The sequence below is a fragment of the Apilactobacillus waqarii genome, from assembly GCF_019061205.1.
Lineage (GTDB): Bacteria > Bacillota > Bacilli > Lactobacillales > Lactobacillaceae > Apilactobacillus > Apilactobacillus waqarii.
On record NZ_JAHQYH010000005.1, the window covers coordinates 16,752 to 41,951 of the forward strand.

Annotated in this window: 31 protein-coding genes; 26 read left to right on the forward strand and 5 right to left on the reverse strand. The window is 36.7% G+C overall.

From position 1 onward, the window contains the following. Positions 1-14: 14 nt before the first annotated feature. From KTJ72_RS04380 to KTJ72_RS04505, 26 genes are all read left to right on the forward strand, one after another. Entirely contained in the window at positions 15-1,034 is a 1,020-nt protein-coding gene (locus KTJ72_RS04380; protein WP_041152755.1) for an L-threonylcarbamoyladenylate synthase, read from the forward strand. Between the two features lie 30 nt (positions 1,035-1,064). Beyond that, positions 1,065-2,306: a serine hydroxymethyltransferase gene (glyA, locus tag KTJ72_RS04385; protein WP_041152754.1), complete on the forward strand. Its 1,242-nt coding sequence runs from the start codon at positions 1,065-1,067 to the stop codon at positions 2,304-2,306. A gap of 12 nt (positions 2,307-2,318) precedes the next feature. Beyond that, the gene (gene upp, locus KTJ72_RS04390) at positions 2,319-2,951 is read left to right on the forward strand and encodes a uracil phosphoribosyltransferase (RefSeq protein ID WP_041152753.1); all 633 of its coding nucleotides are present in this window, start codon (positions 2,319-2,321) and stop codon (positions 2,949-2,951) included. 330 nt (positions 2,952-3,281) lie between these two features. Continuing rightward, a complete protein-coding gene (atpB, locus tag KTJ72_RS04395; protein ID WP_052471506.1) occupies positions 3,282-3,941 on the forward strand; it encodes a F0F1 ATP synthase subunit A in 660 nt (219 codons plus the stop codon). 27 nt (positions 3,942-3,968) lie between these two features. Further along, positions 3,969-4,181, forward strand: coding sequence for a F0F1 ATP synthase subunit C (gene atpE / locus KTJ72_RS04400; RefSeq protein ID WP_041152751.1), 213 nt, complete (start codon positions 3,969-3,971; stop codon positions 4,179-4,181). Positions 4,182-4,233: 52 nt separating this feature from the next. Further along, positions 4,234-4,770: a F0F1 ATP synthase subunit B gene (gene atpF / locus KTJ72_RS04405; protein ID WP_041152750.1), complete on the forward strand. Its 537-nt coding sequence runs from the start codon at positions 4,234-4,236 to the stop codon at positions 4,768-4,770. Continuing rightward, positions 4,760-5,302, forward strand: coding sequence for an ATP synthase F1 subunit delta (gene atpH, locus KTJ72_RS04410; protein ID WP_217304220.1), 543 nt, complete (start codon positions 4,760-4,762; stop codon positions 5,300-5,302). Before atpF ends, atpH begins: the two co-directional genes overlap by 11 nt. 31 nt (positions 5,303-5,333) lie before the next feature. After that, complete coding sequence (atpA, locus tag KTJ72_RS04415) at positions 5,334-6,863, forward strand: F0F1 ATP synthase subunit alpha (protein WP_041152748.1); 1,530 nt, start codon at positions 5,334-5,336, stop codon at positions 6,861-6,863. Positions 6,864-6,884: 21 nt separating this feature from the next. Beyond that, positions 6,885-7,787, forward strand: coding sequence for a F0F1 ATP synthase subunit gamma (locus KTJ72_RS04420; RefSeq protein WP_041152747.1), 903 nt, complete (start codon positions 6,885-6,887; stop codon positions 7,785-7,787). 23 nt (positions 7,788-7,810) lie between these two features. Further along, entirely contained in the window at positions 7,811-9,217 is a 1,407-nt protein-coding gene (gene atpD / locus KTJ72_RS04425) for a F0F1 ATP synthase subunit beta (RefSeq protein ID WP_041152746.1), read from the forward strand. Positions 9,218-9,229: 12 nt separating this feature from the next. Beyond that, complete coding sequence (locus KTJ72_RS04430; RefSeq protein WP_034534725.1) at positions 9,230-9,652, forward strand: F0F1 ATP synthase subunit epsilon; 423 nt, start codon at positions 9,230-9,232, stop codon at positions 9,650-9,652. Positions 9,653-9,783: 131 nt separating this feature from the next. Beyond that, complete coding sequence (locus tag KTJ72_RS07200) at positions 9,784-9,999, forward strand: DUF1146 family protein (RefSeq protein ID WP_217304221.1); 216 nt, start codon at positions 9,784-9,786, stop codon at positions 9,997-9,999. 25 nt (positions 10,000-10,024) lie between these two features. Then, positions 10,025-11,332: a UDP-N-acetylglucosamine 1-carboxyvinyltransferase gene (gene murA / locus KTJ72_RS04440; RefSeq protein WP_217304222.1), complete on the forward strand. Its 1,308-nt coding sequence runs from the start codon at positions 10,025-10,027 to the stop codon at positions 11,330-11,332. Positions 11,333-11,396: 64 nt separating this feature from the next. Beyond that, on the forward strand, positions 11,397-12,392 hold the full coding sequence (gene mreB / locus KTJ72_RS04445) for a rod shape-determining protein (RefSeq protein ID WP_041152744.1): 996 nt from the start codon (positions 11,397-11,399) through the stop codon (positions 12,390-12,392). A 26-nt stretch (positions 12,393-12,418) separates the two neighbouring features. Further along, positions 12,419-12,694: a membrane protein insertion efficiency factor YidD gene (gene yidD / locus KTJ72_RS04450; RefSeq protein WP_217304223.1), complete on the forward strand. Its 276-nt coding sequence runs from the start codon at positions 12,419-12,421 to the stop codon at positions 12,692-12,694. 46 nt (positions 12,695-12,740) lie between these two features. After that, the gene (locus KTJ72_RS04455; RefSeq protein ID WP_053791633.1) at positions 12,741-12,965 is read left to right on the forward strand and encodes a DUF2969 domain-containing protein; all 225 of its coding nucleotides are present in this window, start codon (positions 12,741-12,743) and stop codon (positions 12,963-12,965) included. 22 nt (positions 12,966-12,987) lie between these two features. Then, on the forward strand, positions 12,988-14,190 hold the full coding sequence (locus KTJ72_RS04460; RefSeq protein WP_041152742.1) for an FtsW/RodA/SpoVE family cell cycle protein: 1,203 nt from the start codon (positions 12,988-12,990) through the stop codon (positions 14,188-14,190). Between the two features lie 336 nt (positions 14,191-14,526). After that, on the forward strand, positions 14,527-15,561 hold the full coding sequence (locus KTJ72_RS04465; protein ID WP_041152741.1) for a methionine ABC transporter ATP-binding protein: 1,035 nt from the start codon (positions 14,527-14,529) through the stop codon (positions 15,559-15,561). Positions 15,562-15,610: 49 nt separating this feature from the next. Continuing rightward, on the forward strand, positions 15,611-16,246 hold the full coding sequence (locus KTJ72_RS04470) for a methionine ABC transporter permease (RefSeq protein WP_155368161.1): 636 nt from the start codon (positions 15,611-15,613) through the stop codon (positions 16,244-16,246). A 13-nt stretch (positions 16,247-16,259) separates the two neighbouring features. Further along, entirely contained in the window at positions 16,260-17,084 is an 825-nt protein-coding gene (locus tag KTJ72_RS04475; RefSeq protein WP_041152739.1) for a MetQ/NlpA family ABC transporter substrate-binding protein, read from the forward strand. Positions 17,085-17,183: 99 nt separating this feature from the next. After that, a complete protein-coding gene (locus KTJ72_RS04480; protein WP_041152738.1) occupies positions 17,184-17,567 on the forward strand; it encodes a GntR family transcriptional regulator in 384 nt (127 codons plus the stop codon). After that, positions 17,548-18,414: an ATP-binding cassette domain-containing protein gene (locus tag KTJ72_RS04485; protein WP_057197661.1), complete on the forward strand. Its 867-nt coding sequence runs from the start codon at positions 17,548-17,550 to the stop codon at positions 18,412-18,414. The genes KTJ72_RS04480 and KTJ72_RS04485 overlap by 20 nt, the downstream gene beginning before the upstream one ends. Continuing rightward, positions 18,414-19,172: a hypothetical protein gene (locus tag KTJ72_RS04490; RefSeq protein ID WP_217304224.1), complete on the forward strand. Its 759-nt coding sequence runs from the start codon at positions 18,414-18,416 to the stop codon at positions 19,170-19,172. Before KTJ72_RS04485 ends, KTJ72_RS04490 begins: the two co-directional genes overlap by 1 nt. Positions 19,173-19,243: 71 nt before the next feature. After that, positions 19,244-20,344, forward strand: a complete 1,101-nt coding sequence (locus KTJ72_RS04495; RefSeq protein WP_041152735.1) for a D-alanine--D-alanine ligase family protein — start codon at positions 19,244-19,246, stop codon at positions 20,342-20,344. A 139-nt stretch (positions 20,345-20,483) separates the two neighbouring features. After that, the gene (locus KTJ72_RS04500) at positions 20,484-21,038 is read left to right on the forward strand and encodes a DNA-3-methyladenine glycosylase I (RefSeq protein ID WP_217304225.1); all 555 of its coding nucleotides are present in this window, start codon (positions 20,484-20,486) and stop codon (positions 21,036-21,038) included. Between the two features lie 20 nt (positions 21,039-21,058). Further along, entirely contained in the window at positions 21,059-21,877 is an 819-nt protein-coding gene (locus KTJ72_RS04505) for a helix-turn-helix transcriptional regulator (RefSeq protein ID WP_041152733.1), read from the forward strand. A 32-nt stretch (positions 21,878-21,909) separates the two neighbouring features. Here KTJ72_RS04505 and KTJ72_RS04510 read toward each other — a convergent pair whose 3' ends face one another. From KTJ72_RS04510 to rpsD, 5 genes are all read right to left on the reverse strand, one after another. Then, complete coding sequence (locus tag KTJ72_RS04510) at positions 21,910-22,371, reverse strand: universal stress protein (protein WP_217304226.1); 462 nt, start codon at positions 22,369-22,371, stop codon at positions 21,910-21,912. A 20-nt stretch (positions 22,372-22,391) separates the two neighbouring features. Beyond that, positions 22,392-22,676, reverse strand: a complete 285-nt coding sequence (locus KTJ72_RS04515) for a hypothetical protein (protein ID WP_041152732.1) — start codon at positions 22,674-22,676, stop codon at positions 22,392-22,394. Between the two features lie 9 nt (positions 22,677-22,685). Further along, positions 22,686-23,939 carry a replication-associated recombination protein A gene (locus KTJ72_RS04520; protein ID WP_041152770.1) on the reverse strand — a complete coding sequence of 418 codons (1,254 nt, stop codon included), beginning with the start codon at positions 23,937-23,939 and terminating at the stop codon, positions 22,686-22,688. Positions 23,940-23,973: 34 nt separating this feature from the next. Next, positions 23,974-24,453: a YueI family protein gene (locus tag KTJ72_RS04525; protein ID WP_094750527.1), complete on the reverse strand. Its 480-nt coding sequence runs from the start codon at positions 24,451-24,453 to the stop codon at positions 23,974-23,976. A gap of 119 nt (positions 24,454-24,572) precedes the next feature. Next, on the reverse strand, positions 24,573-25,181 hold the full coding sequence (gene rpsD, locus KTJ72_RS04530; RefSeq protein WP_034534348.1) for a 30S ribosomal protein S4: 609 nt from the start codon (positions 25,179-25,181) through the stop codon (positions 24,573-24,575). Between the last annotated feature and the right edge of the window lie 19 nt (positions 25,182-25,200).

Genomic DNA, 25,200 nt, shown 5'->3' on the forward strand with positions numbered 1-25,200 from the left:
GGATGTATTTATATATGGACACAAAAATATACACTGCAGATGATTTAGTTGCAGCCGCTAAAGATATCGTCGATGGAAAGCTAGTTTCTTTCCCAACTGAAACGGTATACGGTTTAGGGGCAGATGCAACTAATGAAGATGCGGTTAAACAAGTTTACGCGGCTAAAGGACGTCCAAGTGACAATCCTTTAATCGTCCATGTTGACGGCCCAGAAATGGTTGAAAGATACGCACAACCATTGTCTGATGAGGCAAAGAAGCTAATTAATACATTTTGGCCTGGACCATTAACCATCATTTTTAATTTGAAAGACAATGTATTATCTAAAACCGTAACCGGTGGATTGGATACTGCAGCATTTAGAAATCCTAACAATGATGTAACACTTTCATTGATTAAGGAAGCAGGGGTACCAATTGTGGGACCATCTGCTAACACATCTGGGAAACCCAGTCCTACCTTGGCCAAGCATGTTTACCATGATTTAAAAGGTAAGATTGCTGGAATTCTAGATGACGGTGAATGTCAATATGGTGTTGAATCCACTGTCTTAGATATGTCGACTGACCAACCTGCAATTTTAAGACCAGGTGCTATTTCAGCCGAACAAATCGAAGAAATTATCAACAAACCCGTGCTAGATGAAAGGGTACATCTATCCGATAGCCAAATTCCAAAGGCTCCAGGAATGAAGTACAAACACTACGCACCATCAGCTCAAGTCTATATTGTCGATTCCACAAGCGACTTCAAAGAAGCGGCTAAGTGGGCATCACAACAAGATCATACTGTCGGAGTCATGGCAACTGATACTGTTTTAAACGATATTGACTGGCCTGATAATGTCGAAACATTTTCATTAGGAGATACCGTCTTATCAGCAAGTCATGCTTTATTTGCAGGACTAAGACATTTTGACAATGAAGAAGAAGTAAAATCAATCTTGACCCAAGGTTTTGCAAATCAAGGCATTGGTGAAGCATATATGAACAGATTGAATAAATCTGCTGGACAAAAACATTTTAATAAATAGTTACGTAACTTTTGAGGGGGCACTTCTATCATGAAATACGATTACCAAAATGAAGACAAAGAATTATGGGATGTAATTAAGAATGAACAAACTCGTCAAGAAAACACAATTGAGCTAATTGCGTCAGAAAACATTGCATCAAACGCTGTAATGGCTGCGCAAGGTTCTGTTTTAACTAACAAGTACGCCGAAGGTTATCCTGGTAAGAGATACTACGGTGGTTGTGAATTTGTAGATAAATCAGAAACATTAGCGATTGAACGTGCTAAAAAGTTATTTGGGGCTGAATATGTTAATGTTCAACCACATTCAGGTTCACAAGCTAACCAAGCGGTGTACTCAGCATTTTTGAAGCCTGGAGATAAGATCTTAGGGATGGACCTAAACGCCGGTGGTCACTTAACCCACGGTGCTAAGGTAAACTTCTCGGGTAAGATTTACCAATCATTCTCATACGGCTTAGATCCAAAGACTGAACGTCTTAACTACGATGATATCTTAGCAATTGCTAAGGAAGTTCAACCACAAATTATTGTTGCTGGTGCTTCTGCTTACAGCCGTATCATCGATTGGAACAAGTTCAGAGAAATTGCCGACGAAGTTGGCGCATACTTAATGGTAGATATGGCCCACATTGCTGGACTAGTTGCTACCGGATTACATCCAAGTCCCATCGGAATTGCCGATGTCGTAACTACTACCACTCACAAGACTCTAAGGGGTCCTCGTGGTGGAATGATTTTGTCTAACGAAAAATACGCTAAGAAGATTAATTCTGCAATGTTCCCAGGATCACAAGGTGGACCATTGGAACACGTGATTGCTGGTAAGGCTGCTTGTTTCTTTGAAGACTTGCAACCAGCATTTACAGAATACTCAAAACAAGTTATTAAAAATGCAGCTGCTATGGCTGACGAATTTAACAACAGTGATACTATCAAGGTGGTATCTGGTGGTACCGATAACCATTTGATGGTCTTAGACTTAACCAGCACAGAATTAAATGGGAAAGAAGCTCAAATCCTATTAGATTCACTTAAGATTACAACTAATAAGGAAGCAATTCCTGATGAGAAACTAAGTCCATTTATTACAAGTGGATTAAGATTAGGAACTCCTGCGATTACTTCTAGAGGGTTCGATGAAAAAGATTCACGTAAAGTTGCAAAGATGATAACACGTGCAATTGAACATCATGACGACGAAAATGTCCTAAGAGAAGTAAGAGAAGAAGTATCCCAATTAACCCAATCACATCCAATTTTTGATTAAAGGAGATTAATCATGGGAAAATTTCAAGTAATGAATCATCCATTGATTCAACACAAGTTAACTATTATCAGAAATGAAAACTGTGGAACTAGAGAATTTCGTGAAGTTGTAAATGAAATTGCTTCATTGCTAGCTTTCGAGGTTTCTAGAGACATGCCACTAGAAGACGTTGATGTAAAGACTCCACAAGGTATCGCACATGCAAAGCAACTATCAGGTAAAAAGGTGGCTGTTGTGCCAATTCTTCGTGCGGGTATTGGGATGGTAGACGGTATCTTAGATTTAATTCCAGCTGCTAAGGTTGGTCACATCGGTATGTACCGTGACGAAAAGACCCTGGAACCACACGAATACTTTGTGAAATTGCCAAGTGATATTGACAAACGTCAAATTTTTGTTGTTGATCCAATGCTTGCTACCGGTGGTTCTGCCATCATGGCAATCGATGCTTTAATTAAGCGTGGTGTCGACGAAAGTAATATTAAATTTGTGTGCTTGGTAGCTGCTCCCGAAGGTGTGGAAGCACTTCAAAAAGCCCATGGTGACGTAGATATTTACACTGCTGCGTTAGATGATCATCTAGAAAACGGTTACATTGTACCCGGACTAGGTGATGCCGGAGATCGTCTATTCGGAACTAAATAAAATAAAAATCCGTCGTTTTTTCGCGATGGATTTTTTATTTATGTATAACTTTATACTAAAAGTCCAAGATACATTTTTTACAATTTGTAAAGCACAAATTGTAATTTTTGTAAAAAAACTGTTAAATAGTTATTTTATTTTGAAATGAAGCCTGAATGGTGGTAATATCTTAGTGTATTTTGAAAGAGAAATACATCATCTTAAGAGTTAAAACTATCATTAATGTAATGTTAATGTTTAGTATGCTTAGGTTGCGAAAAGGGGTGATAATCTGTGAATGATCCAATATCCACATTTAAGCTATTTGGGCTTACATTCAATATTGGAAACATGGTTTCCGTTACGGTTGCCGCAGTTTTCGTATTCTTGTTTGTATTCATTTGTTCTAGAAAACTACAAGTGATTCCATCAGGGAAACAAAACTTGCTTGAAATGATTGTTGATTTCACCAACGGAATTGTTAACACTTCTGTTGAAGGTGCTAAAGCCAAGGCTTACGGTCTATTTGCTTTCGTACTATTCGTATTCATCTTCATTTCTAACCAAATGGGACTACTTTTCCAAATTGATTACAATGGGGTTGCCTATGTTAAAAGTCCAACGTCAGATCCAATTGTCACTTTGACATTGGCCGCTATCACGTTGGCATGGGCTCATTTCGCAGGAGTTTCAAAGCTTGGATTCAAGGGTTACTTCTCAAGTACATACTTGAAGCCATTTAAGTTATGGTTGCCATTGAATGTCTTCGAAGAGTTAGCTAACTTCCTAACTCTTGGTTTGCGTCTATATGGTAATATTTTCGCAGGTGAACTACTTCTAGGATTGCTATCTAAATTAGCACTAGGTTACGGTGTATTGGGATACATCCCTTCCGTACTTGTTGCAATGATTTGGGAAGCATTCTCAATCTTTATCGGAAGTGTTCAAGCATTCGTATTTGTAACCTTAACATTCGTATACATTTCTCAAAAGATTCAACCTGAGGAATAATTTTATTTATTATAAGGAGGATTTACCATGGGTGTATTAGCTGCTGGTATTGCTATGGCTGGTGCCGCTATTGGTGCGGGTATCGGTGATGGTATCGTTATTTCTAAATTTATTGAAGGAATGGCTAGACAACCAGAAATGACTGGTCAATTAAGAACTAACATGTTTATCGGTGTTGGTTTGGTCGAAGCTCTACCTATTATTTCTTTAGTTCTATCATTCGTATACATGGCTAAATAATAATATAAAGGTAAAGTAATTCTTCTATTCTCAATTAAGGAGGTGTCAATAGATGCTTTCACATTCATTATTGCCAACTGTCGCTGTGACTGATGGTGGTGGATTGTACTACGGTAACATGATCTTTACAGCTCTTGTTTTCATCATCTTGATGATTCTTATCATGAAATTTGCATGGAAGCCATTATCAGAAATGATGGAAAAACGTGCTAACAAGATTGCCGATGACATCAATTCTGCAGAAAAGTCACGTAAGGACGCTGAAGATTTAGCAAAGCAACGTGAAGACGCCTTAGCAAAATCTAGAGAAGATGCAACCGGCATTATCAATAACGCCAAGCAATCTGCTCAAGTACAAAGTGACCAAATTATCACAACTGCTAGAAACGATGCTCAAAGTATCAAGACTTCTGCTCAAAAAGATATTGAACAAGAACGTAAAGATGCTTTAGCAAACACCAAAAATGATGTGGCCAATTTATCTATTGAAATTGCTTCTAAGATCATTCAAAAAGAATTAAAAGCTGACGATCAAAAGGCATTGATTGATTCTTATATTGAAGGGTTGGGGAAGCAAGATGCTAGATAAAATCACATTCGCAAAACGCTATTCAAAAGCACTTTATGAAGTGCTTGAAGAAAAAAATCAAGTTGAAGCCGGTTTGAGTGAATTATTATCTATCAAACAAATTTTTGATGATAATTCATCACTAAGTCGAGTTTTAACTGATGTAAGCTTTCCAGAAGACAAAAAAGAAAGTTTAATCAAACCTTTGATTGACAATTCTGACGTCGAATTTGTTAAAAACCTTTTAAAAGTTTTATTAGGTTCTAACAAAATGGATGAATTTACTTTGATTGTGGAAGAATTTGAACGTTCTTACAATGAAAAGAATAAGATTGTTCATGCTGATGCACTATCTGTAGTTCCTCTATCCGACGAACAAAAGCAAAAACTTGCAGACGTTTTTAAAGCGCGTGTAGGTGCCAACGAAGTTATCCTAGATAACAAAGTTGATCAAAGTCTAATCGGTGGTGTAATTCTAAAATCATCGAACGTTATTTTTGATGGAAGTGTTAAGACAAAAATTAACAACATTAAAAAACTTCTATTGAGTTAATAACAATATCTATCAAAGAGGTGAAACTTTTATGAGCATTAATGCTGAAGAAATCAGTGCTCTAATCAAGCAACAATTATCCGGTTACAAGGATGACCTAGCTGTTGAAGAAACAGGGGTTGTTACCTACGTTGGTGACGGTGTTGCTCGTGCTCATGGTTTAGATAATGCGTTGTCTGGTGAGTTACTTGAATTCGAAAACGGAATCTATGGTATGGCTCAAAACCTTGAAAGTAACGATGTAGGTATTGTTGTTTTAGGTGACTGTACACATATTCGTGAAGGTGCAACTATTAAGCGTACCGGTAAAATCATGGAAGTTCCTGTTGGAGAAGAAATGGTGGGTAGAACCATCAACTCATTAGGTCAACCAATTGATGGTAAGGGTGATATCAAGACTGAATCATCTCGTCCTATTGAAAAGAAAGCTCCAGGTATCATGGACAGACAAAGTGTTTCTGAACCATTACAAACTGGTATTAAGTCAATCGATGCGTTAGTTCCAATTGGCCGTGGCCAACGTGAATTAATCATCGGTGATAGAAAAACAGGTAAGACTTCAATCGCTGTTGATACTATCTTGAACCAAAAGGATCAAGATATGATTTGTATCTACGTTGCGATTGGACAAAAGGACTCAACTGTCCGTTCACAAGTTGCTACTCTAGAAAAGTTTGGCGCAATGGATTACACAATCGTATTGTCAGCCGGTCCTTCTGAACCAGCTCCATTACTATACATTGCTCCTTACGCTGGTGCAGCTATTGGTGAATACTTTATGAACCAAGGTAAGCATGTTTTGATCGTTTATGATGATTTAACAAAACAAGCCAACGCTTACCGTGAACTATCACTTATTCTTCGTAGACCTCCTGGTCGTGAAGCATATCCTGGTGATATCTTCTATACCCACTCACGTTTACTAGAACGTGCTGCTAAGTTATCAGACAAGTTAGGTGGCGGTTCAATGACTGCTCTACCAATTGTTGAAACTCAAGCAGGGGACGTTTCAGCTTACATTCCAACCAACGTTATTTCAATTACTGATGGTCAAATCTTCTTGAACTCAGACATGTTCTATTCAGGAACTCGTCCAGCCATTGATGCTGGTACATCAGTTTCTCGTGTTGGTGGGGACGCTCAAATTAAAGCGATGAAACAAGTAGCAGGTACTTTGAGACTTGACCTAGCTTCATATCATGAACTACAAGCCTTTGCTCAATTCGGTTCTGACTTGGATGATGCAACTCAAGCTAAGTTGAACCGTGGAGCTCGTACTGAAGAAGTTCTAAAACAACCTCTTCACGCTCCACTACCTGTCGAAAAACAAGTACTTATTCTATTTAGTTTGACACACGGATACCTAGACAAGATTGCTGTTGACGATATCCAACGTTACCAAACTGAATTATTCAACTTCTTCGACGCTTCACATCGTGACTTACTAGATACAATTGTAAACACTGGTAAGTTACCAGAAGGTGATGCTTTAGCAAATGCAGTTGATGAATTTACTAAATCATTCACTCCAAGTAAGCAAGAAGAAACACAAAATAACTAGCTTGAAGGATGGTGAGAACTAATGGCTGAATCTATTAATGATGTTAAACATCGTATTGCATCAACCAGAAATACACGTCAAATTACTACTGCGATGCAAATGGTTTCTACTGCAAAGTTGAACCGTATTCAAAAGCATACCAGTAATTATGAGGAATATGTTTCTCGTGTTAAGGCTGTTGTAATGCATTTAGCTCAGTCTCATTTGTTAGACAAAATTAATTCCTCAAGTAATGCGTCTGACCACAAGTCTGGTAAGACAGCATACCTAGTTATTACATCTGATCGTGGAATGGTAGGAAGTTACAACAGTAATGTGATTAGAGAAACTAATAACTTTATTGAAGAACACACTCCAAATCCTGATGATTACATGATTTTAGCTGTAGGTGGAAATGGTGCTGACTTTTATAAGAACCGTAATGTAAACGTGGCTTATGAATACCGTGGCGTTTCTGATATTCCTACTTTCGCTGAAGTTAGAGAAATCGTTAAGACTGCAAACTCAATGTTTGAAGATGGTGTGTTTGACAAGTTATACGTTTGTTACACACACTTTGTTAACCGTATTTCTTCAACTTTTAGAGCTGAAAAAATGCTACCAATGGATAGCGAAGCATTTGAAGAAGATTCAAGTAAAGACATTAAGGCACATGACTTTAGTGCTGAATATGAAATTGAACCTGACGAATCAGCTGTATTGAAGGTTGTATTACCTCAATACGCACAAAGTTTAGTATTCGGAGCAATCCTTGATGCTAAGACTTCAGAACATTCATCAAGTTCAACTGCTATGCAATCTGCTTCAGACAATGCATCAGATCTTATTTCTAGATTAGAATTACAATATAACCGTGCAAGACAAGCTGCTATTACTACCGAAATCACTGAAATTGTCGGTGGTCAAGAAGCTTTGAAGCACTAATATGACGGGAGGAATTAACGAAAATGAGTACTGGTAAGATTATTCAAGTTATTGGACCAGTCGTTGACGTTGAATTCCCAACGGACGTTGAATTACCTGACATCAACACCGCTCTTCGTGTACACAAAGACGATAATGAAACTTTAGTTACAGAAGTTACACTTGAATTAGGTGACGGTGTTGTTAGAACTATCGCCATGGACGGAACTGACGGTTTACGCCGTGGAATGGAAGTTGAAAATACTAAAGCTCCTATTTCAGTTCCTGTTGGTGAAAACACTTTAGGTCGTGTATTTAACGTTCTTGGTGAACCAATTGATGGTGGTCCTGAATTTGGCGACGATGCAGAACGTTGGCCAATTCACAGACAAGCTCCAAGTTACGATCAATTAAATCCATCTGCAGAAATTCTAGAAACCGGTATTAAAGTTATCGATTTACTAGCACCATACATTCGTGGTGGTAAGGTTGGATTGTTCGGTGGTGCCGGAGTTGGTAAAACTGTTTTAATTCAAGAATTAATTCATAATATTGCTCAAGGACATAACGGTATCTCAGTATTCACCGGTGTTGGTGAACGTACTCGTGAAGGTAACGATATGTACTTTGAAATGAAAGGTTCAGGTGTCTTGGACAAGACAGCCATGGTATATGGTCAAATGAACGAGCCACCTGGAGCACGTATGCGTGTTGCTTTAACTGGTTTGACTATCGCGGAATACTTCCGTGACGAAGTTGGTACCGATGTTCTATTGTTCATCGATAACATCTTTAGATTTACTCAAGCCGGTACTGAAGTTTCCGCATTGTTAGGTCGTATTCCATCAGCCGTAGGTTATCAACCTACATTAGCTACTGAAATGGGTCAATTGCAAGAACGTATCACTTCAACCAAGAAGGGTGCGATTACTTCAATTCAAGCCGTTTACGTTCCTGCCGATGATTACACCGACCCTGCTCCTGCAACTACTTTCGCTCACTTGGATGCAACAACCAACTTGGAACGTTCATTAACTCAACAAGGTATCTACCCAGCCGTTGATCCATTAGCATCAACATCAGCTGCTCTAGATCCATCAATTGTTGGTGAAGAACACTACAAGGTTGCAACTGAAGTACAACAAGTATTGCAAAGATACCATGAACTTCAAGATATCATTTCTATCTTAGGTATGGATGAATTATCTGACGAAGAAAAGACCATTGTTGGTCGTGCACGTCGTATCCAATTCTTCCTATCACAAAGCTTTAGTGTTGCTGAAACATTTACTGGTTTACCAGGTAGATATGTTCCAGTTGCCAAGACTGTTGAAAGTTTCAAAGCTATCCTAGATGGTAAGTATGATGATCTTCCTGAAGATGCATTTAGAAACTGTGGACCTATTGAAGACGTAGTTGAAAATGCTAAAAAAATGAAGCAAAACAACTAAGGAGGGTTCTAATTGGCTGATAACAACTCAGTATTAACCGTTAGTATCGTTACTCCTGATGGTAAGGTATATGAACGTGAAGATGCTCGCTTGGTTATTGTTAGAACCAAGAGTGGTCAATTAGGAATTATGCCTAATCATGTTCCCGTAATAGCTTCATTGGAAGTTGACGAAGTAAAAGTAAAATCCGGTTCAGATGTAGATGAAATTGCCGTTAACGGTGGTTTCGTTGAATTCTCAAACAATAACTTAACTGTTATTGCAGATAGTGCCGAAAAGCAAGGGGATATCGACGTTGATCGTGCTGCTGCTGCGAGAGACCGTGCTCAAAAGGCATTGGAAATCGCTAGACAAAAGCATGATAACCAAGAAATCCTAAGAAACCAAGTTGCTTTGAGAAGAGCTATTAACCGAATGCATGTTGCTAAACATTAAGGAAAAGGTCTGCATCTAATGCAGGCCTTTTTTGATACATAAATAAAAAATAAATTAATAAATACTTAGTAAAGATTAGAAAGACAAAAAGTGTTTTTTATGTTATAGTTGCTATAAAGAATGGAGATATTATGGAATCATCAAATATTAATTCTTTCTTAGATTTAGCTATTCAATTATTCTTTATTGGATTAGCTTTTTGGAGTTTAAATGATATTCATCTAGAAAGATATGTCAAAATGCACATTAATAAGTACCGAATTTTAATAATTCTATTATCTATCTGTATTGGATATGTGTCAGGATCTTTCTTTATATGGGTAATAAACATGACAATAAATCATTAAAATTGAAATTACTGGAGGGTTACCAGTGGATAAAATCGTGATTAAGGGAGGCCAACGCCTTACCGGTAACGTCCACATTGAAGGTGCAAAAAATGCTGTCCTACCAATAATGGCTGCTACCATTTTAGCCAGTGAAGGAAAAACAGTTTTAAACAACGTACCACTATTATCAGACGTATATACAATGGAAGAAGTTTTACGCTTCTTGAACTTAAAAATTGACTTTAATACTAATGAGAATCAAATGAGTTTTGATGCTACCAACCAAATCTCATACGAAGCTCCATTAGAATATGTTTCAAAGATGAGAGCATCAATCGTAGTAATGGGACCACTATTGGCGAGATTAGGTCATGCTAAGGTTGCATTGCCTGGTGGATGTGCAATTGGTTCTCGTCCAATTGATATTCACTTGAAAGGTTTTGAAGCACTAGGTGCCAAAATCGAACAACATGATGGATACGTTGAAGCTTTTGCTGAAGACGGTTTAAAGGGTGACGAAATTTACATGGACTTCCCAAGTGTTGGTGCTACTCAAAACATTATGATGGCTGCCACATTAGCAGAAGGCCAAACCATCATTGAAAATGTTGCTCAAGAACCTGAAATCGTTGACCTAGCCAACATCTTAAATGCGATGGGTGCTAGCGTTATGGGTGCAGGTACTAGCAAGATTAAGATTAAAGGTGTAAGTAAGCTACACGGTGTTGACCACAGTGTGCTACAGGACCGTATCGAAGCAGGTACTTTCATGGTAGCAGCGGCATTAACACGCGGTAACGTATTGATTGAAGATGCTGAAGCATCATACAACCAACCATTAATCGCTAAGATGCAAGAAATGGGTGTAACTGTTAAGGAAGAATCAAATGGTATTCGTGTTATTGGTCCAGACGAATTAAAACCTGTTGACGTAAAGACACTACCATACCCAGGTTTCCCAACAGACATGCAACCTCAAATGACTGTATTACAATTAGCTGCTCAAGGTAGTAGTTTATTGACTGAAACAGTGTTTGAAAATCGTTTCATGCACTTGGATGAACTAGCTAGAATGAACGCTAAATTTAGAATCAACGGGAAGAGTGTGGTCTTAAACGGACCAACTAAGTTTAGCGGCGCAGAAGTTGCTGCAACTGATTTGAGAGCTGCTGCAGCGCTTGTTTTAGCTGGTCTAGTTGCTGACGGTATTACTATCGTTAGAAATTTAAAATACTTAGATCGTGGATATTACGATTTTCATGTCAAGTTAGCCAAACTTGGTGCTGACATTAAGAGAGTTGATATGAAAGATAATGAGGAACTCTCATTTAGTAAAACTTCACAAAAATAAAATCAATTATAGAGCGATATGCTATAATATTTAACATATGAGTTAACTCAGGAGGAAGAGAGAAATGGTAAAAGATATCGGCATTGACTTAGGTACTGCCAATGTTTTAATTTACGTAACAGGAAAGGGAATCGTATTAAACGAACCATCTGTTGTTGCGGTAGATATTAAAACAAATAAATTATTAGCAGTTGGTTCTGAAGCATATAGAATGGTTGGTAGAACACCAAGCAACATTCGTGCAATCAGACCACTTAAAGAAGGGGTTATCTCTGACTTTGACGTAACAGAAAAGATGCTTACATACTTTATCAATAAGTTGAGCGTTAAAGGCTTTATGTCAAAACCAAAGACCATGATTTGTGCCCCAACAAACATTACTAACATCGAAAGAAAAGCAATTATTCAAGCTGCTGAAAAATCTGGTGGTGGTAAAGTTTATATCGAAGAAGAACCTAAGGTTGCTGCAATTGGTGCCGGAATGAACATTTTCCAACCAAAAGGAAACATGGTAATTGATATGGGTGGTGGAACATCTGACATCGCCGTGTTATCATTAGGTGATATTGTTGCAAGTAAATCCATTCGTGTAGCCGGTGATGTAATGAACACTGATATCGTTTCTTACATAAAGGATAAACATGGATTGGTTATCGGTGAACACACTGCCGAAAAGATTAAGATTACCATTGGTACTGCAGATCCAAACGAAACTGATGTGAAAGAAATGGAAGTTCGTGGTAGAGATGTACTTGGTGGTATGCCAAGATCTATTACTCTAAACAGTTTAGAAGTACAAAAGGCTGTTGAAGATACTGTTAACCAAATTATTGATGCTGCTAAGGATGTCTTAGAAGTAGTTCCTCCTGAATTAGCTTCTGATATTGTAGACAGAGGAATTATTTTAACAGGTGGTGGTGCCTTATTAAGAGGTATCGATCATGCAATTTCAAAAGAATTAACTGTGCCAGTGTTAATTTCTGAAAGTCCTCTAGATAATGTTGCTAAGGGTGCCGGTGCATTACTTGAACATATCAACAAACAAGAAAGCAAAAAATAAAGATTAATATAAGAAAGTGATAACTGATGAGAAAGTTTCTGATAAAATTAGTGATGGGATATAAACGATTCATTTCACCACTTTTACCGGCGTCTTGTCGTTATTATCCGACATGTTCTACTTATATGATCGATGCTGTCAGAAAGCACGGAGCATTATTAGGTTTTGTAATGGGGTGTGCACGGATTTTACGTTGTCATCCTTTTGTCAAAGGTGGTTATGATCCGGTTTCTGATCATTTTACTATTTTTAGAAATAAGAGGGCGTCGAAAGATTATCGACGTTCTATTAATTTAAAGTAGTCGATCAAATAATTGAATCGGCTACTTTTATTTTTAGGAGGACAAAATGTCAAAGGGAAAGAAAAATATTGAAGTAACTTTAGATACACAAAACGTAAACGGTGAAGAACGCGAAGTTCTTTTTGTTGGTAAGCAAGAAGTTGGCTTTATCCGTCAAATGGATGAAGAAAAGTTCGAAGCTGTTTTCGATGAAGATAATGTATTTAAAGCCAAATCCTTAGACGAAGGAATTGAATTATTAATTAGCCAATACAACTTACACAAGGGCTAAAATGATTTAGAGGTGATTTGCAGTGTTTAATAGTGACAATGATAGCAATTCTTCTCGATTAGATTGGACAATCATAATTTGTGTGGCTCTTTTAGCATTGATTGGTGTTGGCGCAATATACGTTGCCGTAAATCATGATTCATATTCCGGAACAATCGTGAAGCAAATGATTACGCAGTTGGTATGGTATACAATCGGAACTGTAATAATCATAATCATTATGCAATTTGATTCTGAACAATTATGGAAAGTGGCACCAATTATTTACTGGGGAGCATTAACGTTACTGGCATCGTTACTTGTTTTGTACAGTAGATATTATTTTGTTCAAACAGGTGCCAAGAGTTGGTTCCAATTAGGTCCGTTGACCTTTCAGCCAGCCGAAATTATGAAACCAGCGTTTGTGGTTATGTTGGCAAGAGTGATTGTTGAACATAACAGAAACTATGCTGTTCACACATTAAAAACAGATGCACTGTTATTGGGGAAGATGATCCTATGGACATTACCAATCTGTGTGTTATTAAAAATTGAAAATGATTTCGGTACAATGCTTGTTTTCTTCGCCATGCTTGGTGGACTAGTTATTGTGTCTGGAATTACTTGGAGAATCATTGTTCCTGGAGTTGCTGCATTCGCAACAATTGGTGGGACTGCTTTAATTTTAGTTATCACTAGCGGTGGTAGAAAGATTTTGGAAGCATTAGGGTTTCAATCTTACCAATTCGATCGTGTTAACGATTGGTTGGACCCATCAAATCCTGAAAACCTAGCTGGTTCTGGTTACCAATTATGGCAAAGTATAAAAGCCGTTGGTTCTGGGGGATTCGGTGGGACTGGATTCAACGTATCTCACGTTTACGTGCCGGTTCGAGAATCAGATATGATTTTCTCAGTTATCGGTGAAAACTTTGGTTTCATCGGTGGTTTAGTTTTAATTGGTATCTACTTCGTTTTGATTTATCGAATGATTAAGGTTACATTTGAAACTAAGAACGTCTACTATGCATACATTTCAACTGGAATTATCATGATGATCTTATTCCATGTATTTGAAAATATTGGTATGAGTATTGGACTATTACCATTGACTGGTATTCCATTGCCATTCGTCAGTCAGGGTGGATCTGCCTTGATTGGTAACATGATAGGGATTGGATTAGTCATGTCAATGCAGTATCATAATTATGGGTACATGTTCAGTGCTAGCCGTGACTTCTCATAGCTAATGAATTGACAAGTACATTAAATAATTGTATACTTTATTAAAATTTGATTATAAGATGAGTAAGTAACTAATGAATATCACAGAGAGCTCGGTTGGTGAAAAAGAGTTATTTGTAGTTACCGAATATGGTCTTGATAAATAATCAGTTAGCGAAATTTGGGATAAACTAACATCGTCTGGCAAACGTTATATTGCTGAAGTATTAAAGATACTTATGAGGCTATTGTCGTGAGGCAATGGTGAATAAAAGGTGGTAACACGAGCTTTTCGTCCTTTACTGTTAAATCAGTAGGTGCGGAAGGCTTTTTTTATTTGAAAGTGAGGAGAAACAGTTTGATTAGATTTAAGAATGTTAACAAGAAATACAAACTTGATAAAAGCATCCTAACAGCTGTTAAAGACGTTAACCTAGAAATTAACGACGGTGAAATCTTTGGTATTATCGGTTACTCTGGTGCCGGTAAATCAACACTTGTTAGAATGTTAGATGGTCTAGAAGCCCCAACTTCTGGTTCTATCGAAATTAATGGTAAGGATATTGCGAAATTAAGTAGCAAGGAACTAAGATCACAACGTAAGAAGGTTGGTATGATTTTCCAACACTTTAACTTACTATGGTCTAGAACTATCCAACAAAACATTGAATTACCACTAGAAATTGCTGGTGTTGATAAAGAACAACGTCACCAAAAAGCTGAAAAGCTTATTGAATTAGTTGGTTTGAAGGGTCGTGAAAACGATTATCCTTCAGAACTATCTGGTGGACAAAAGCAACGTGTTGGGATTGCCAGAGCATTGGCTAATGACCCAGAAATTCTTATTTCTGATGAAGCTACTAGTGCGCTAGATCCACAAACAACAGATGAAATTTTGGACCTATTACTAGAAATTAACAAGAAGTTAAACCTAACTATTCTTTTGATTACTCACGAAATGCATGCCATTAGAAAGACAGCTTCAAAAGTTGCTGTTATGCAGGATGGTCAAGTTGTTGAAACTGGTAATGTTTACGACATTTTCCAAAACCCTCAACAAGACATCACTAAACGTTTCGTTAACGAAGATGACAATCCAAATGCTAAGGATTTGAGCATGACCGTAGACGAAATTATCAAGAACTATCCAAATGGTATGGTGATTAAGTTAACCTTCAAGGGTACTCAATCACAACAACCAGTTGTATCCCAAATGATTCGCGAATTTGATTCATTAGAATTAAATATCGTTGAAGGAAGTATTCATCAAACACAAGGTGGTTCAATCGGTTCACTAGTTCTACAACTACTAGGAACTCCTGAAGACCAAAACAAGGCTGTTGAATACTTGAAATCAGTAAACGTGGAAGCAGAGGTGATTAACCGTGGCTAATCAAGGAATTCAATCATACTTCCAATTCAATAACGTTAATTGGAGTGCAATGAGACAAGCAACATGGGAAACAGTTTGGATGACTGCTTTATCAATGATTATTGTTGCTGTATTAGGAATTATTTTAGGACTATTATTATTCGAAAGTCGTAACAAGTCTGGTTTTGGCTGGAAGATTATCAACTGGGTAGTATCTTTCCTAGTTAACGTATTCAGATCAATTCCATTCATTATCTTAATCGTATTACTATTACCATTCACAAAGGACCTTGTAGGTACTATTATCGGACCTAAGGCCGCTATTCCATCACTAGTTATTTCAGCTGCTCCATTCTACGCAAGAATGGTTGAAGCTAACTTTAGAGAAGTTGATGATGGTGTAATTGAAGCCGTTAAATCAATGGGTGGTACTAACTGGGATGTTATCTTTAAGGTATTACTTCCAGAAAGTACACCAGCATTGATTGCCGGAGCAACTGTTACCGCCATTTCATTGATTTCATACACTGCAATGGCCGGTGCTATTGGTTCTGGTGGTCTAGGTTACCTAGCATACTTGGATGGTTTCCAATCAAATAACAACACTGTTACTTTAGTGGCAACCGTTATTATTTTAATTATTGTTCTAATCGTTCAAACAGTTGGAGACTTACTAGTTAAGAAAATCGACAAACGTACACTATAAGGAGGATATTAAAATGAAAAAGCTTTTATCCTTTGGTGGAATCGTTGTTTTATTCATCGTTTTACTATTACTAGGTCCTGGTAACTACAAGGCAAAGAACACAATTCGTATTGGGGCATCTAATATTCCTCATGCACAAATTCTTCGTCACATTGAACCAGAACTTAGAAAAAAGGGCATTAAGTTAGACATCGTTACTTTCCAAGACTACGTGCTACCTAATCGTGCATTAGCCGGAAAGCAACTAGATGCTAACTACTTCCAAACTCCAGCGTTCTTAGATCAATGGAACAAGGAATATGATGGCAATTTAGTAAACGTAGGAGCCGTTCACTTGGAACCAATTGGTATTTACTCCAAGAAGTACAAAAAGCTCTCAGACCTTAAAAATGGTGCTCATATCTTAGTAAGTAGTAATGCACCTGATTATGGTCGTATTCTTCAATTATTCCAACAAAACGGTTTAATTAAGATTAAGAAGGGTGTCAATATTACTCAAGCTAACTTCAGTGATATTGCTTATAATCCAAAACACTTGGTATTTCAAACTGGATATGAACCAAAGATTATGCCATTGATTTACAATAATGGTGAAGGTGATGCTGTGGCAATTAACTCTAATTACGCAGTTCAAGGTGGTTTACAACCTGATAAGCAAGCAATTGCTTTACAAAAGCCTGAAAAGAACTCACCATACTTCAATATTGTTGCCGTTAGAAATGGTGATCAAAACAGAAAAGACATCAAGGAATTGGTTAAGGTTTTACAATCTAAATCAACTCAAGAATGGATTAAAAAACATTACAAAGGTTCTGTGCTACCAGCTAAGAACTACTAATAAAAAAGCGTCTGAGACGCTTTTTTTTATTGACTTTTTTTGGGTTTGACTTTATAGTTAGTTACATAAGTAATTAACCAAAGATAGGCGGTGAAAAAGATGCAATTTGACTTTAATAGTCCGGAGCCCATTTTTATTCAGGTTGCCACTCAACTAGAGGATGCAATCTTTACCGGTGCTTTTCAAGAAGGTGCACAAGTTCCGTCTACGACTGAAATTTCAAAGCAATTTAAGATTAATCCGGCAACAGTTCTCAAGGGGATGAACATGTTGGTTAATAATGATTTGTTAGAAAAACGTCGTGGACGTGGAACTTTTGTGAAACAAGGGGCTCAAGAAATAATTATTAAGCAAAGACAGGAACATTTCTACAATGATTACATTTTGAATTTAATCAATGAATCAAAGAAATTGCATCTATCTGAAGACGATATTTTGACACTAGTAAAGAGAGGGTACGACAATGAGCAAGATCGAAGTTAAACATTTAGCTAAAAGTTTCAAGTTTGCAAAACAACCTCTATTGAATGAAGTTAATTTTAATTTAGAAGAAAACGAAATTTATGGATTATTCGGTGAAAACGGAGCCGGTAAATCAACACTAATGAGTATGATTGCTGATTACAATCGTCCATCAGCAGGACAAGTCCTTTTTGATGGCGAAGAAGTCCATGAAAATGATGAAGCTCTGAGTGAAATTTACTTCATGAATCAAGATGATATGTACACAAAAAAAGATAAGGTTTCTCAAATTTTTTCTTTTGTAGAATCAATGTATCAAGACTATGACGTGGACTTACAAGAAAAGTTAGTTAAGGAATTTAGGTTAGATGTTAACCAAAAGCTTAACAAGTTATCTACCGGTTATCAATCAATCGTTAAAATCATCATTTCACTATGTGTGCCTTGTAAGTTTATCATGTTGGATGAACCAACATTAGGTTTGGATGCCAGAAATCGTGAAATATTCCAAAGTAACTTGATTGAAACATACAGTGAAAATCCAAGAACCTTCGTTATTTCCACTCACATTATTGATGAAATTGACCGTATTATCAGTCACGTACTATTACTTCAAGACGGAGTAATTAAGATGAATGGAAGTATCGATGATGTATCATCAAAATCATACAGTATTTCTGGGCCTGCTGAAGATGTTAATAGCTATATCAATGGTGTTAAGGTATTGGATGAAGAACAATTGGGTCGTTACAAGACAGTTCACTTTATGGATCAACTTCCTGATAGAGAAGTTCCAGCATCCGTTGATATTGAAAAAATGAAACTACAAAAACTACTAGTATATATTATGGATAGGGGGAGACTATAGTGAAGACAAAAGCACTTGCAAAGCAATATTGTCATGATTTTATTCCATACATTTGGTATGGATTAGTCGTTTCTGTTGTTTATATCCTATTCGGTCTTTTATCAGCAGATGGGGCACCATCCATTGGATATCAATTAAAAGCCAGCTTTTTCATGGCACCTTATATCATTACTGTTGTCACAATGATTGGAATTAGTTTCAACTACAGACGATTTAAGTTGGCAATGCAGAGTGGGGTTTCACGTAAGACATTTTGGAAAGCTAAGATGCTGTTTATCGCTAAAGCAACTCTTATCGTTAATGTAGTTAACGTGATTATTAGCTTCATAAACATGAAACTAGGACCTAGTGAAACTTACTTGTACTACCAAGCATATGGAAAAGCGTTTAGTAATGTGTTTGCGCAATCAATTTCAATGTTTATTACAGACTATGTGGTATTGCTATTCATATTCGTTGCGATGAACACTTTTGGAACCATGACATCTTTAATGAATAAGATTGGCAAATCAATCTTTTACTCCATTGGGGTAGTTTGCTATATGTTCTTTACTAACTTATTAACTCAATATAGCTCACAAAGGCTAATCAGCAGATTTTATTCTCACATCAATGGCGATGCAATTTTTAACTTTATTTTTTCTATTGACGCCAAGGTTCCTAGACCATATCCATTAATCGGATTTATGATTATTTTGACTATTATTGCAGCATTATTTAATTTGTTATTCACCAAATTAGAACAAGTAAAAAGATAAAAAAGAATTCTTTAATCTATAAAACCATGTTATAATGTAGTTTCAAAGAATTATTGATAGGACGGTATAAAATGATGAAAAAGACTCATTTAGCATTACTTTTCGGTGGAGATTCATCAGAACATGATGTTTCAAAACGTTCAGCTCATAACATTTATGATGCGATGGATAAAGATAAGTACGATATTAGCTTATTCTTAATTACTAAGACAGGAATTATCTTAGATAATGAATCATCACACCGTGTGTTTGATGGTGAACCTGAAGATGCTGTGGTTGAAGAAGCTGTTAAGAACTTAGACTTCTCAGATCCATTGGCCCCAATTAAAAACTTATCAAAGACTAAGGATATTGACGTATTCTTCCCAATCGTTCATGGTAACTTGGGTGAAGACGGTACTATCCAAGGTCTTCTAAGATTACTACATAAGCCATACGTTGGTAGTGGTATCTTGGAATCAGCAATGGGCTTTGATAAAGACATTACTAAGAAGATGTTAAACCTAGCAGGAGTTAGAAACACTAACTACCATTTGATTACTCCTGACAACCAAGACCAATTCACTTACGCTAAACTACAAGCTGAATTCGGTGACGTAATCTTCTTGAAGCCAGCCAACCAAGGTTCATCAGTTGGTATTCACAAGGTAACAAACGAACAAGAATTTGAAGACGGACTAAAGGATGCATTCAGATACGACTACAAGATCCTAGCTGAACAAGCAATCAACGGTCCAGAAGAACTAGAAATCTCAATCTTAGGTAACGAAAAACCAATTGCTTCTCAAGTTGGTGCAATTCGTGTTCCTAAGGAAGACAAGTTCTACACTTACGACAACAAGTTCGTTGATGCTAGTCAAGTTAAGTTTGATATTCCTGTTGATATTCCAGAATCACTATCAGACGAAATCACTGATTTAGCATTACGCGGATACAAGGCATTAGGTCTAAAGGGACTAGCTCGTATTGACTTCTTAGTATCTAAGGAAGGTGTTCCTTACCTAGGAGAAGTTAACACATTACCTGGTTTCACAAACATTAGTCTATACCCACAACTATGGGAAGCTTCAGGTATCAGTTACACTGAACTAATCGATAGATTAATCGACTTAGCTTACAAAGAATTTGATCGTCGAAACAACATCATTCACGATTTCAAACCATTATCATAATAATAAAAAAAGAGGTAATCATTTGGATTGTCTCTTTTTTTGTTGGAAAATTGTTTAAGAAAATATTAAATTAGCCGAAAAAATTTGCGTTTTTATACGTATGTAATAGAGTAAAAATCACCGAAAGGAATTATGAAATATGAAAAGATGTGCATGGGCTAGCGATAGCGCTGAAATGTTAGTTTATCACGATAAGGAATGGGGAGTTCCAAAGAAAAAAGTATCTGAATTATTTGAATGTTTAACACTAGAAATTTTTCAAGCTGGTTTATCATGGTCGACCGTTTTGCGTAAAAGAGAAGCATTTAGAGAAGATTTCTTTGACTTTGATGTTAAAAAAATTAGCCAGTTTAATGAGAAAGACATTGAAAGATTGATGAACGATGAATCGATTATTCGAAATCATGCCAAGATAATTTCCGCAATTCAAAATGCCAAAGCTTGTATAAATAATGATTTAGTTCAATTAACATGGGAACCATTTGATTTTACACAAATGGATGGACTAAACGATAATAATAAGGATGACATTAAAGAGTTCATCAAACCATACGTTAAACGATTTAAAGATACCGGATTTAAACGTGTCGGACCAACAACACTATATTCATATTTTCAGTCAGTAGGGGTGATTAATGATCATGAAATAGATTGTTTTAGACATAAGGAATTAAATGATAGTTTTAAAGCGTGATTCAAAGAAAGGATTATAGAATGAATATTAACGGCACTTTAATCAAGAAGCGACGTAAAAGTTTAAACATAACTCAATGCCAATTAGCTAAACAAGTTGCTTGTACTCAACCTGTGATTTGTCAGATTGAAAACGGTAGCTATGACCACCAAATTAGTTTATATGTGATTAAAAACATCTGTAAGATATTGTTGCTAGATATTGATAAGGTAATTGAAAACGAGAAAAAAGTAGCCAGTTACGAAATTAATAGTATTCCATTTTGTGCAGCACTATGTATTCCAGATGAGATACAGGCAAAGTTAGATAAGTATGAAAACGACTTAGAAGATAAAGAAGACATCAAGTACTTCCAAATCATTCATGCTGCAGTTCAACTTAGTAAGCAAGATTACAGTGCATCGGTTGATGAACTCCAAAGACTTAACTATGACTTTTACGACAAAAATGAGGTTAGCATGCAAAAGATGGTGATTATGGGGATGCTTGCAATTGACTACTTTGCGATGAATAAATTCACCATTGCTTATCAATATGTTGTCGAGACAATTGAATTGACCAAACAAATGAGTAAATCAGACATTGAGGATATGCAGTTCTTGATTTTATACCGTGAACTCGATGCAATTTGTACAACACTGGACTTAAAGAGTGATTCTAGTTATTTAAAGGAAATATCATGCCGTGCTTTTTACCGCAGTATCGTCGGTATTGAAAGTAAGGGGATTGATATTAAATTTGATAAGTTAGAACAACCCAACGGTGTTTTTGAATACTGGAAACAGTTTTTAAGTGAAAATAACCCATTATCAGTAAATGATGATTGGACTGTTGAATAAAAAAGACCTGGATATTAATCCAGGCCTTTTTATTATTTTTCTACTTTGTTGTCTAAGTCTGATTTTACGATTAAAACATCACATTCTGCTACACGAGTTACGTATGAAGCAACTGAACCAATTAATAAACGTTCAGCAGCACTTTGTCCGTTGGCACCGATGATGATTAAATCAGTATTGAAACGATCAACTAAATCTCTTGAGATAATTGATTTAGGAGCACCGTATTCAATTGTGTAATCAACATTCTTAATTCCAGCATCTTTGGCTTTCTTTAAGTATTTTTCTAGTGAATCTTTAACACGGCTAGTAACGTCATCTAACATTGATGAGTCGAAATTAGCTAGGTTAGTGAATGATCGCGTATCGATTACGTGCACGATGTGTAGGTCAGCATCATTGTGTTTGGCAACTTCAATTGACTTGTTGAATGCTAACTTTGAGTTTTTTGAACCATCGATTGGAATCATAATTTGACTGTAATCTTGTAACATATTCTTTCACCTCAAACTATTTACTTGGTAAGGAAGGTAAGTAACATTAACTCCATCACCAATAACATTATACAACTTATTACCATGATAGTTGTAACGAAAAAGATATTTGGAATAAAAATTGCGATTGCTGAAAAGACAGCTAGGACGCAAAAGATAATCCCAAAAAACTTAACGATTTTACCCAATGTTTGATTATTTTCAGGATGTAGCATCATGAAAGGCTTATCTGTATGGGTTAAAAGGAAACGACCCATTGTCAATAATACAACTGTCGCTAATAATACTAGAATTCTAATTAACATTGCAGACTCCTATTTATCACGTTGTGCGTGAAGTAGTTTTTCGTATTGTTGTTTAAACGTACTTTCAATCTTACCATTGGTTTTTGGTTCATAGTAAGTATCGTTTTTAATTTTAGTAGGTAAGTACTGTTGTTTAACCCAATCATTTGGATAGTCATGGGCATATTTGTAATTGATACCATGGCCTAACTTCTTGGCACCCGAGTAGTGACTATCCTTTAGATGATCGGGAATATCACCATAGTTACCAGTACGAATCTTTGCAATCGCTGCATCAATCGCACGCATTGCGGTATTTGATTTTGGTGATAGGCATAATTCGATGATGGCATTGGCTAGGGGAATTCTTGCTTCGGGAAAACCAACCTTGTTGGCAGCCTCGATGGCAGAAACGGTTCTAGCACAAGCAGCTGGATTAGCTAGACCCACATCTTCATATGCTATAACCATCAAACGACGACTAATGGAATTTAAGTCACCGGATTCAATCAAACGGCCGGCATAGTGAAGAGCAGCATTAACATCTGATCCACGAATTGATTTTTGAAAAGCTGAAACAACGTCATAGTGAGCATCACCATTTTTATCTTGTGTTAAAGCTTTTCTTTGTAGACATGATTCCACATCTTCTAACGAGATATGAATAATACCGTTGTCATCTGCGGTAGTTGATTTAGCTGCTAGTTCTAACGCATTTAAAGCACTTCTTAAGTCACCATTGGTGCTGGTTGATAGAAAGTGTAGTGCATTTTCAGCTAATTCGATGTTCATATTACCCAGACCATTGTCTTTATCGGATAAAGCACGTTTAACAGCAGACTTAATATCATCTTCATTAAGAGGGTGTACCTCAAAGATTTGGGTTCTACTTCTAATGGCTGGATTGATATTAATGTATGGGTTTTCGGTAGTAGCACCGATTAGGATGATATTGCCACTTTCTAGTAGTGGTAATAAGAAGTCCTGTTTGGTTTTATCTAAACGATGAATTTCATCTAGTAGTAAGACGACCGTTCCAGACATCTTGGCTTCTTCAGCGACAATCTGTAAGTCTTTTTTTGTATCTGTTGCTGCATTTAATTGACGAAATGCATACTTAGTCGAACCCGCAATTGCACTGGCAATACTGGTCTTACCTGTTCCAGGAGGTCCATATAAAATCATTGATGATAAAATCTTTGCTTTTACCATTCGATCGATGATTTTACCAGGACCGACTAAGTCTTGTTGACCGACAACGTCTTCGATTTTCTTTGGACGCATACGGTATGCTAATGGATGCAATTTATCATCACCTTTATTTGAATATATTTTTTAACTTACCAAAAAATGATTGATTGGCTTGTTTGTCTTCAGAATCATTTGATGGATCTGTGGTTGTATCTTGTTGATTGTATTTTTCTTCAAAATCAACGGGATTAACGTTAATTGATTGACTGTTAGCGTAGACCACACCGTAGTTATCGGGTGCAGTACGGTAGAATGAGTCAGTTTTAATAACGAACTTGATGTTATTTTGTGATGCTAGTCTGATAAAAGGGGAGACTACATCGTGATCCAAGTTACCATTGATGATTAGTTGGTAGCTATTATTATTATCAAATTCTTTTTGAAGTGCATTGACCGCATTTGGATTTGATAGATCCTTGATTTTGATTGCTAGAGATACACGTTCTCTAAAGGTTCCTAGGTATCTACGTTGTTCATCTGGGTTAACCTTTGGAGTTCCACCCATGGATGATTGTTCTAAACGACTGCTTACATCATCTTCACTCATATTAATTGCTCCTTTTCATTTATGTCTTAGTACTATTTTATCATTAATTAAAAGAGGGTAGAAAAAAAGCGTTTTGCAAATGCAAAGCGCTTTTTTGGAGCAACAAGTATAACCAGAAATTATAGCTTGTTGTAGTATTCAACGATTAGTGATGCATCAATATCAGCATTCATTTCGTCACGTTGAGGTAATCTAGTTAGAGAACCTTCTAGTTTGTCAGCATCGAATGAAACGTATTGTGGACGACCAACAACAGCTTCAACGGCTTCCTTGATGATTTGTAGGTCTTTTGATTTTTCACGAACTGAAATAACTTGACCAACTTTTACTTCGTATGAAGGAATGTCAACACGTTTGCCATCAACAGTGATGTGACCGTGGTTAACTAATTGACGAGCTTGACGACGAGTAGTTGCTAAACCTAAACGGTAAACAACGTTGTCTAGTCTACGTTCTAGTAATACCATGAAGTTATCACCGTGACGACCTTCTCTAATCTTACCCGCACGAACGAATAATTTTGAGAATTGACGTTCAGTTAAACCGTACATGAAACGTAGCTTTTGCTTTTCCTTCAATTGAGTACCGTATTCTGATAGCTTACCGCGACGACCTTGACCGTGGTCACCTGGTGCGTATGGGCGACGAGCTAATTCTTTACCAGTACCTGAAAGTGAAATACCAAGACGACGAGAAATTCTCCAACTTGGACCTGTATATCTAGACATAAAAATATCCTCCAATAAA

Coding starts and splice junctions, on each gene's coding strand:
- KTJ72_RS04495 (WP_041152735.1), top strand. CDS start 19,244: ATGATGAAAAAGACTCATTTAGCATTACTTTTCGGTGGAGATTCATCA.
- KTJ72_RS04500 (WP_217304225.1), top strand. CDS start 20,484: ATGAAAAGATGTGCATGGGCTAGCGATAGCGCTGAAATGTTAGTTTAT.
- KTJ72_RS04525 (WP_094750527.1), bottom strand. CDS start 24,453: ATGAGTGAAGATGATGTAAGCAGTCGTTTAGAACAATCATCCATGGGT.
- atpB (WP_052471506.1), top strand. CDS start 3,282: ATGGTTTCCGTTACGGTTGCCGCAGTTTTCGTATTCTTGTTTGTATTC.
- mreB (WP_041152744.1), top strand. CDS start 11,397: ATGGTAAAAGATATCGGCATTGACTTAGGTACTGCCAATGTTTTAATT.
- KTJ72_RS04470 (WP_155368161.1), top strand. CDS start 15,611: ATGAGACAAGCAACATGGGAAACAGTTTGGATGACTGCTTTATCAATG.
- KTJ72_RS04380 (WP_041152755.1), top strand. CDS start 15: ATGGACACAAAAATATACACTGCAGATGATTTAGTTGCAGCCGCTAAA.
- KTJ72_RS04455 (WP_053791633.1), top strand. CDS start 12,741: ATGTCAAAGGGAAAGAAAAATATTGAAGTAACTTTAGATACACAAAAC.
- KTJ72_RS04420 (WP_041152747.1), top strand. CDS start 6,885: ATGGCTGAATCTATTAATGATGTTAAACATCGTATTGCATCAACCAGA.
- rpsD (WP_034534348.1), bottom strand. CDS start 25,181: ATGTCTAGATATACAGGTCCAAGTTGGAGAATTTCTCGTCGTCTTGGT.
- atpD (WP_041152746.1), top strand. CDS start 7,811: ATGAGTACTGGTAAGATTATTCAAGTTATTGGACCAGTCGTTGACGTT.
- upp (WP_041152753.1), top strand. CDS start 2,319: ATGGGAAAATTTCAAGTAATGAATCATCCATTGATTCAACACAAGTTA.
- atpA (WP_041152748.1), top strand. CDS start 5,334: ATGAGCATTAATGCTGAAGAAATCAGTGCTCTAATCAAGCAACAATTA.
- KTJ72_RS07200 (WP_217304221.1), top strand. CDS start 9,784: ATGGAATCATCAAATATTAATTCTTTCTTAGATTTAGCTATTCAATTA.
- atpH (WP_217304220.1), top strand. CDS start 4,760: ATGCTAGATAAAATCACATTCGCAAAACGCTATTCAAAAGCACTTTAT.
- KTJ72_RS04520 (WP_041152770.1), bottom strand. CDS start 23,939: ATGCGTCCAAAGAAAATCGAAGACGTTGTCGGTCAACAAGACTTAGTC.
- yidD (WP_217304223.1), top strand. CDS start 12,419: ATGAGAAAGTTTCTGATAAAATTAGTGATGGGATATAAACGATTCATT.
- KTJ72_RS04480 (WP_041152738.1), top strand. CDS start 17,184: ATGCAATTTGACTTTAATAGTCCGGAGCCCATTTTTATTCAGGTTGCC.
- KTJ72_RS04475 (WP_041152739.1), top strand. CDS start 16,260: ATGAAAAAGCTTTTATCCTTTGGTGGAATCGTTGTTTTATTCATCGTT.
- atpF (WP_041152750.1), top strand. CDS start 4,234: ATGCTTTCACATTCATTATTGCCAACTGTCGCTGTGACTGATGGTGGT.
- atpE (WP_041152751.1), top strand. CDS start 3,969: ATGGGTGTATTAGCTGCTGGTATTGCTATGGCTGGTGCCGCTATTGGT.
- KTJ72_RS04485 (WP_057197661.1), top strand. CDS start 17,548: ATGAGCAAGATCGAAGTTAAACATTTAGCTAAAAGTTTCAAGTTTGCA.
- glyA (WP_041152754.1), top strand. CDS start 1,065: ATGAAATACGATTACCAAAATGAAGACAAAGAATTATGGGATGTAATT.
- KTJ72_RS04505 (WP_041152733.1), top strand. CDS start 21,059: ATGAATATTAACGGCACTTTAATCAAGAAGCGACGTAAAAGTTTAAAC.
- KTJ72_RS04510 (WP_217304226.1), bottom strand. CDS start 22,371: ATGTTACAAGATTACAGTCAAATTATGATTCCAATCGATGGTTCAAAA.
- KTJ72_RS04515 (WP_041152732.1), bottom strand. CDS start 22,676: ATGTTAATTAGAATTCTAGTATTATTAGCGACAGTTGTATTATTGACA.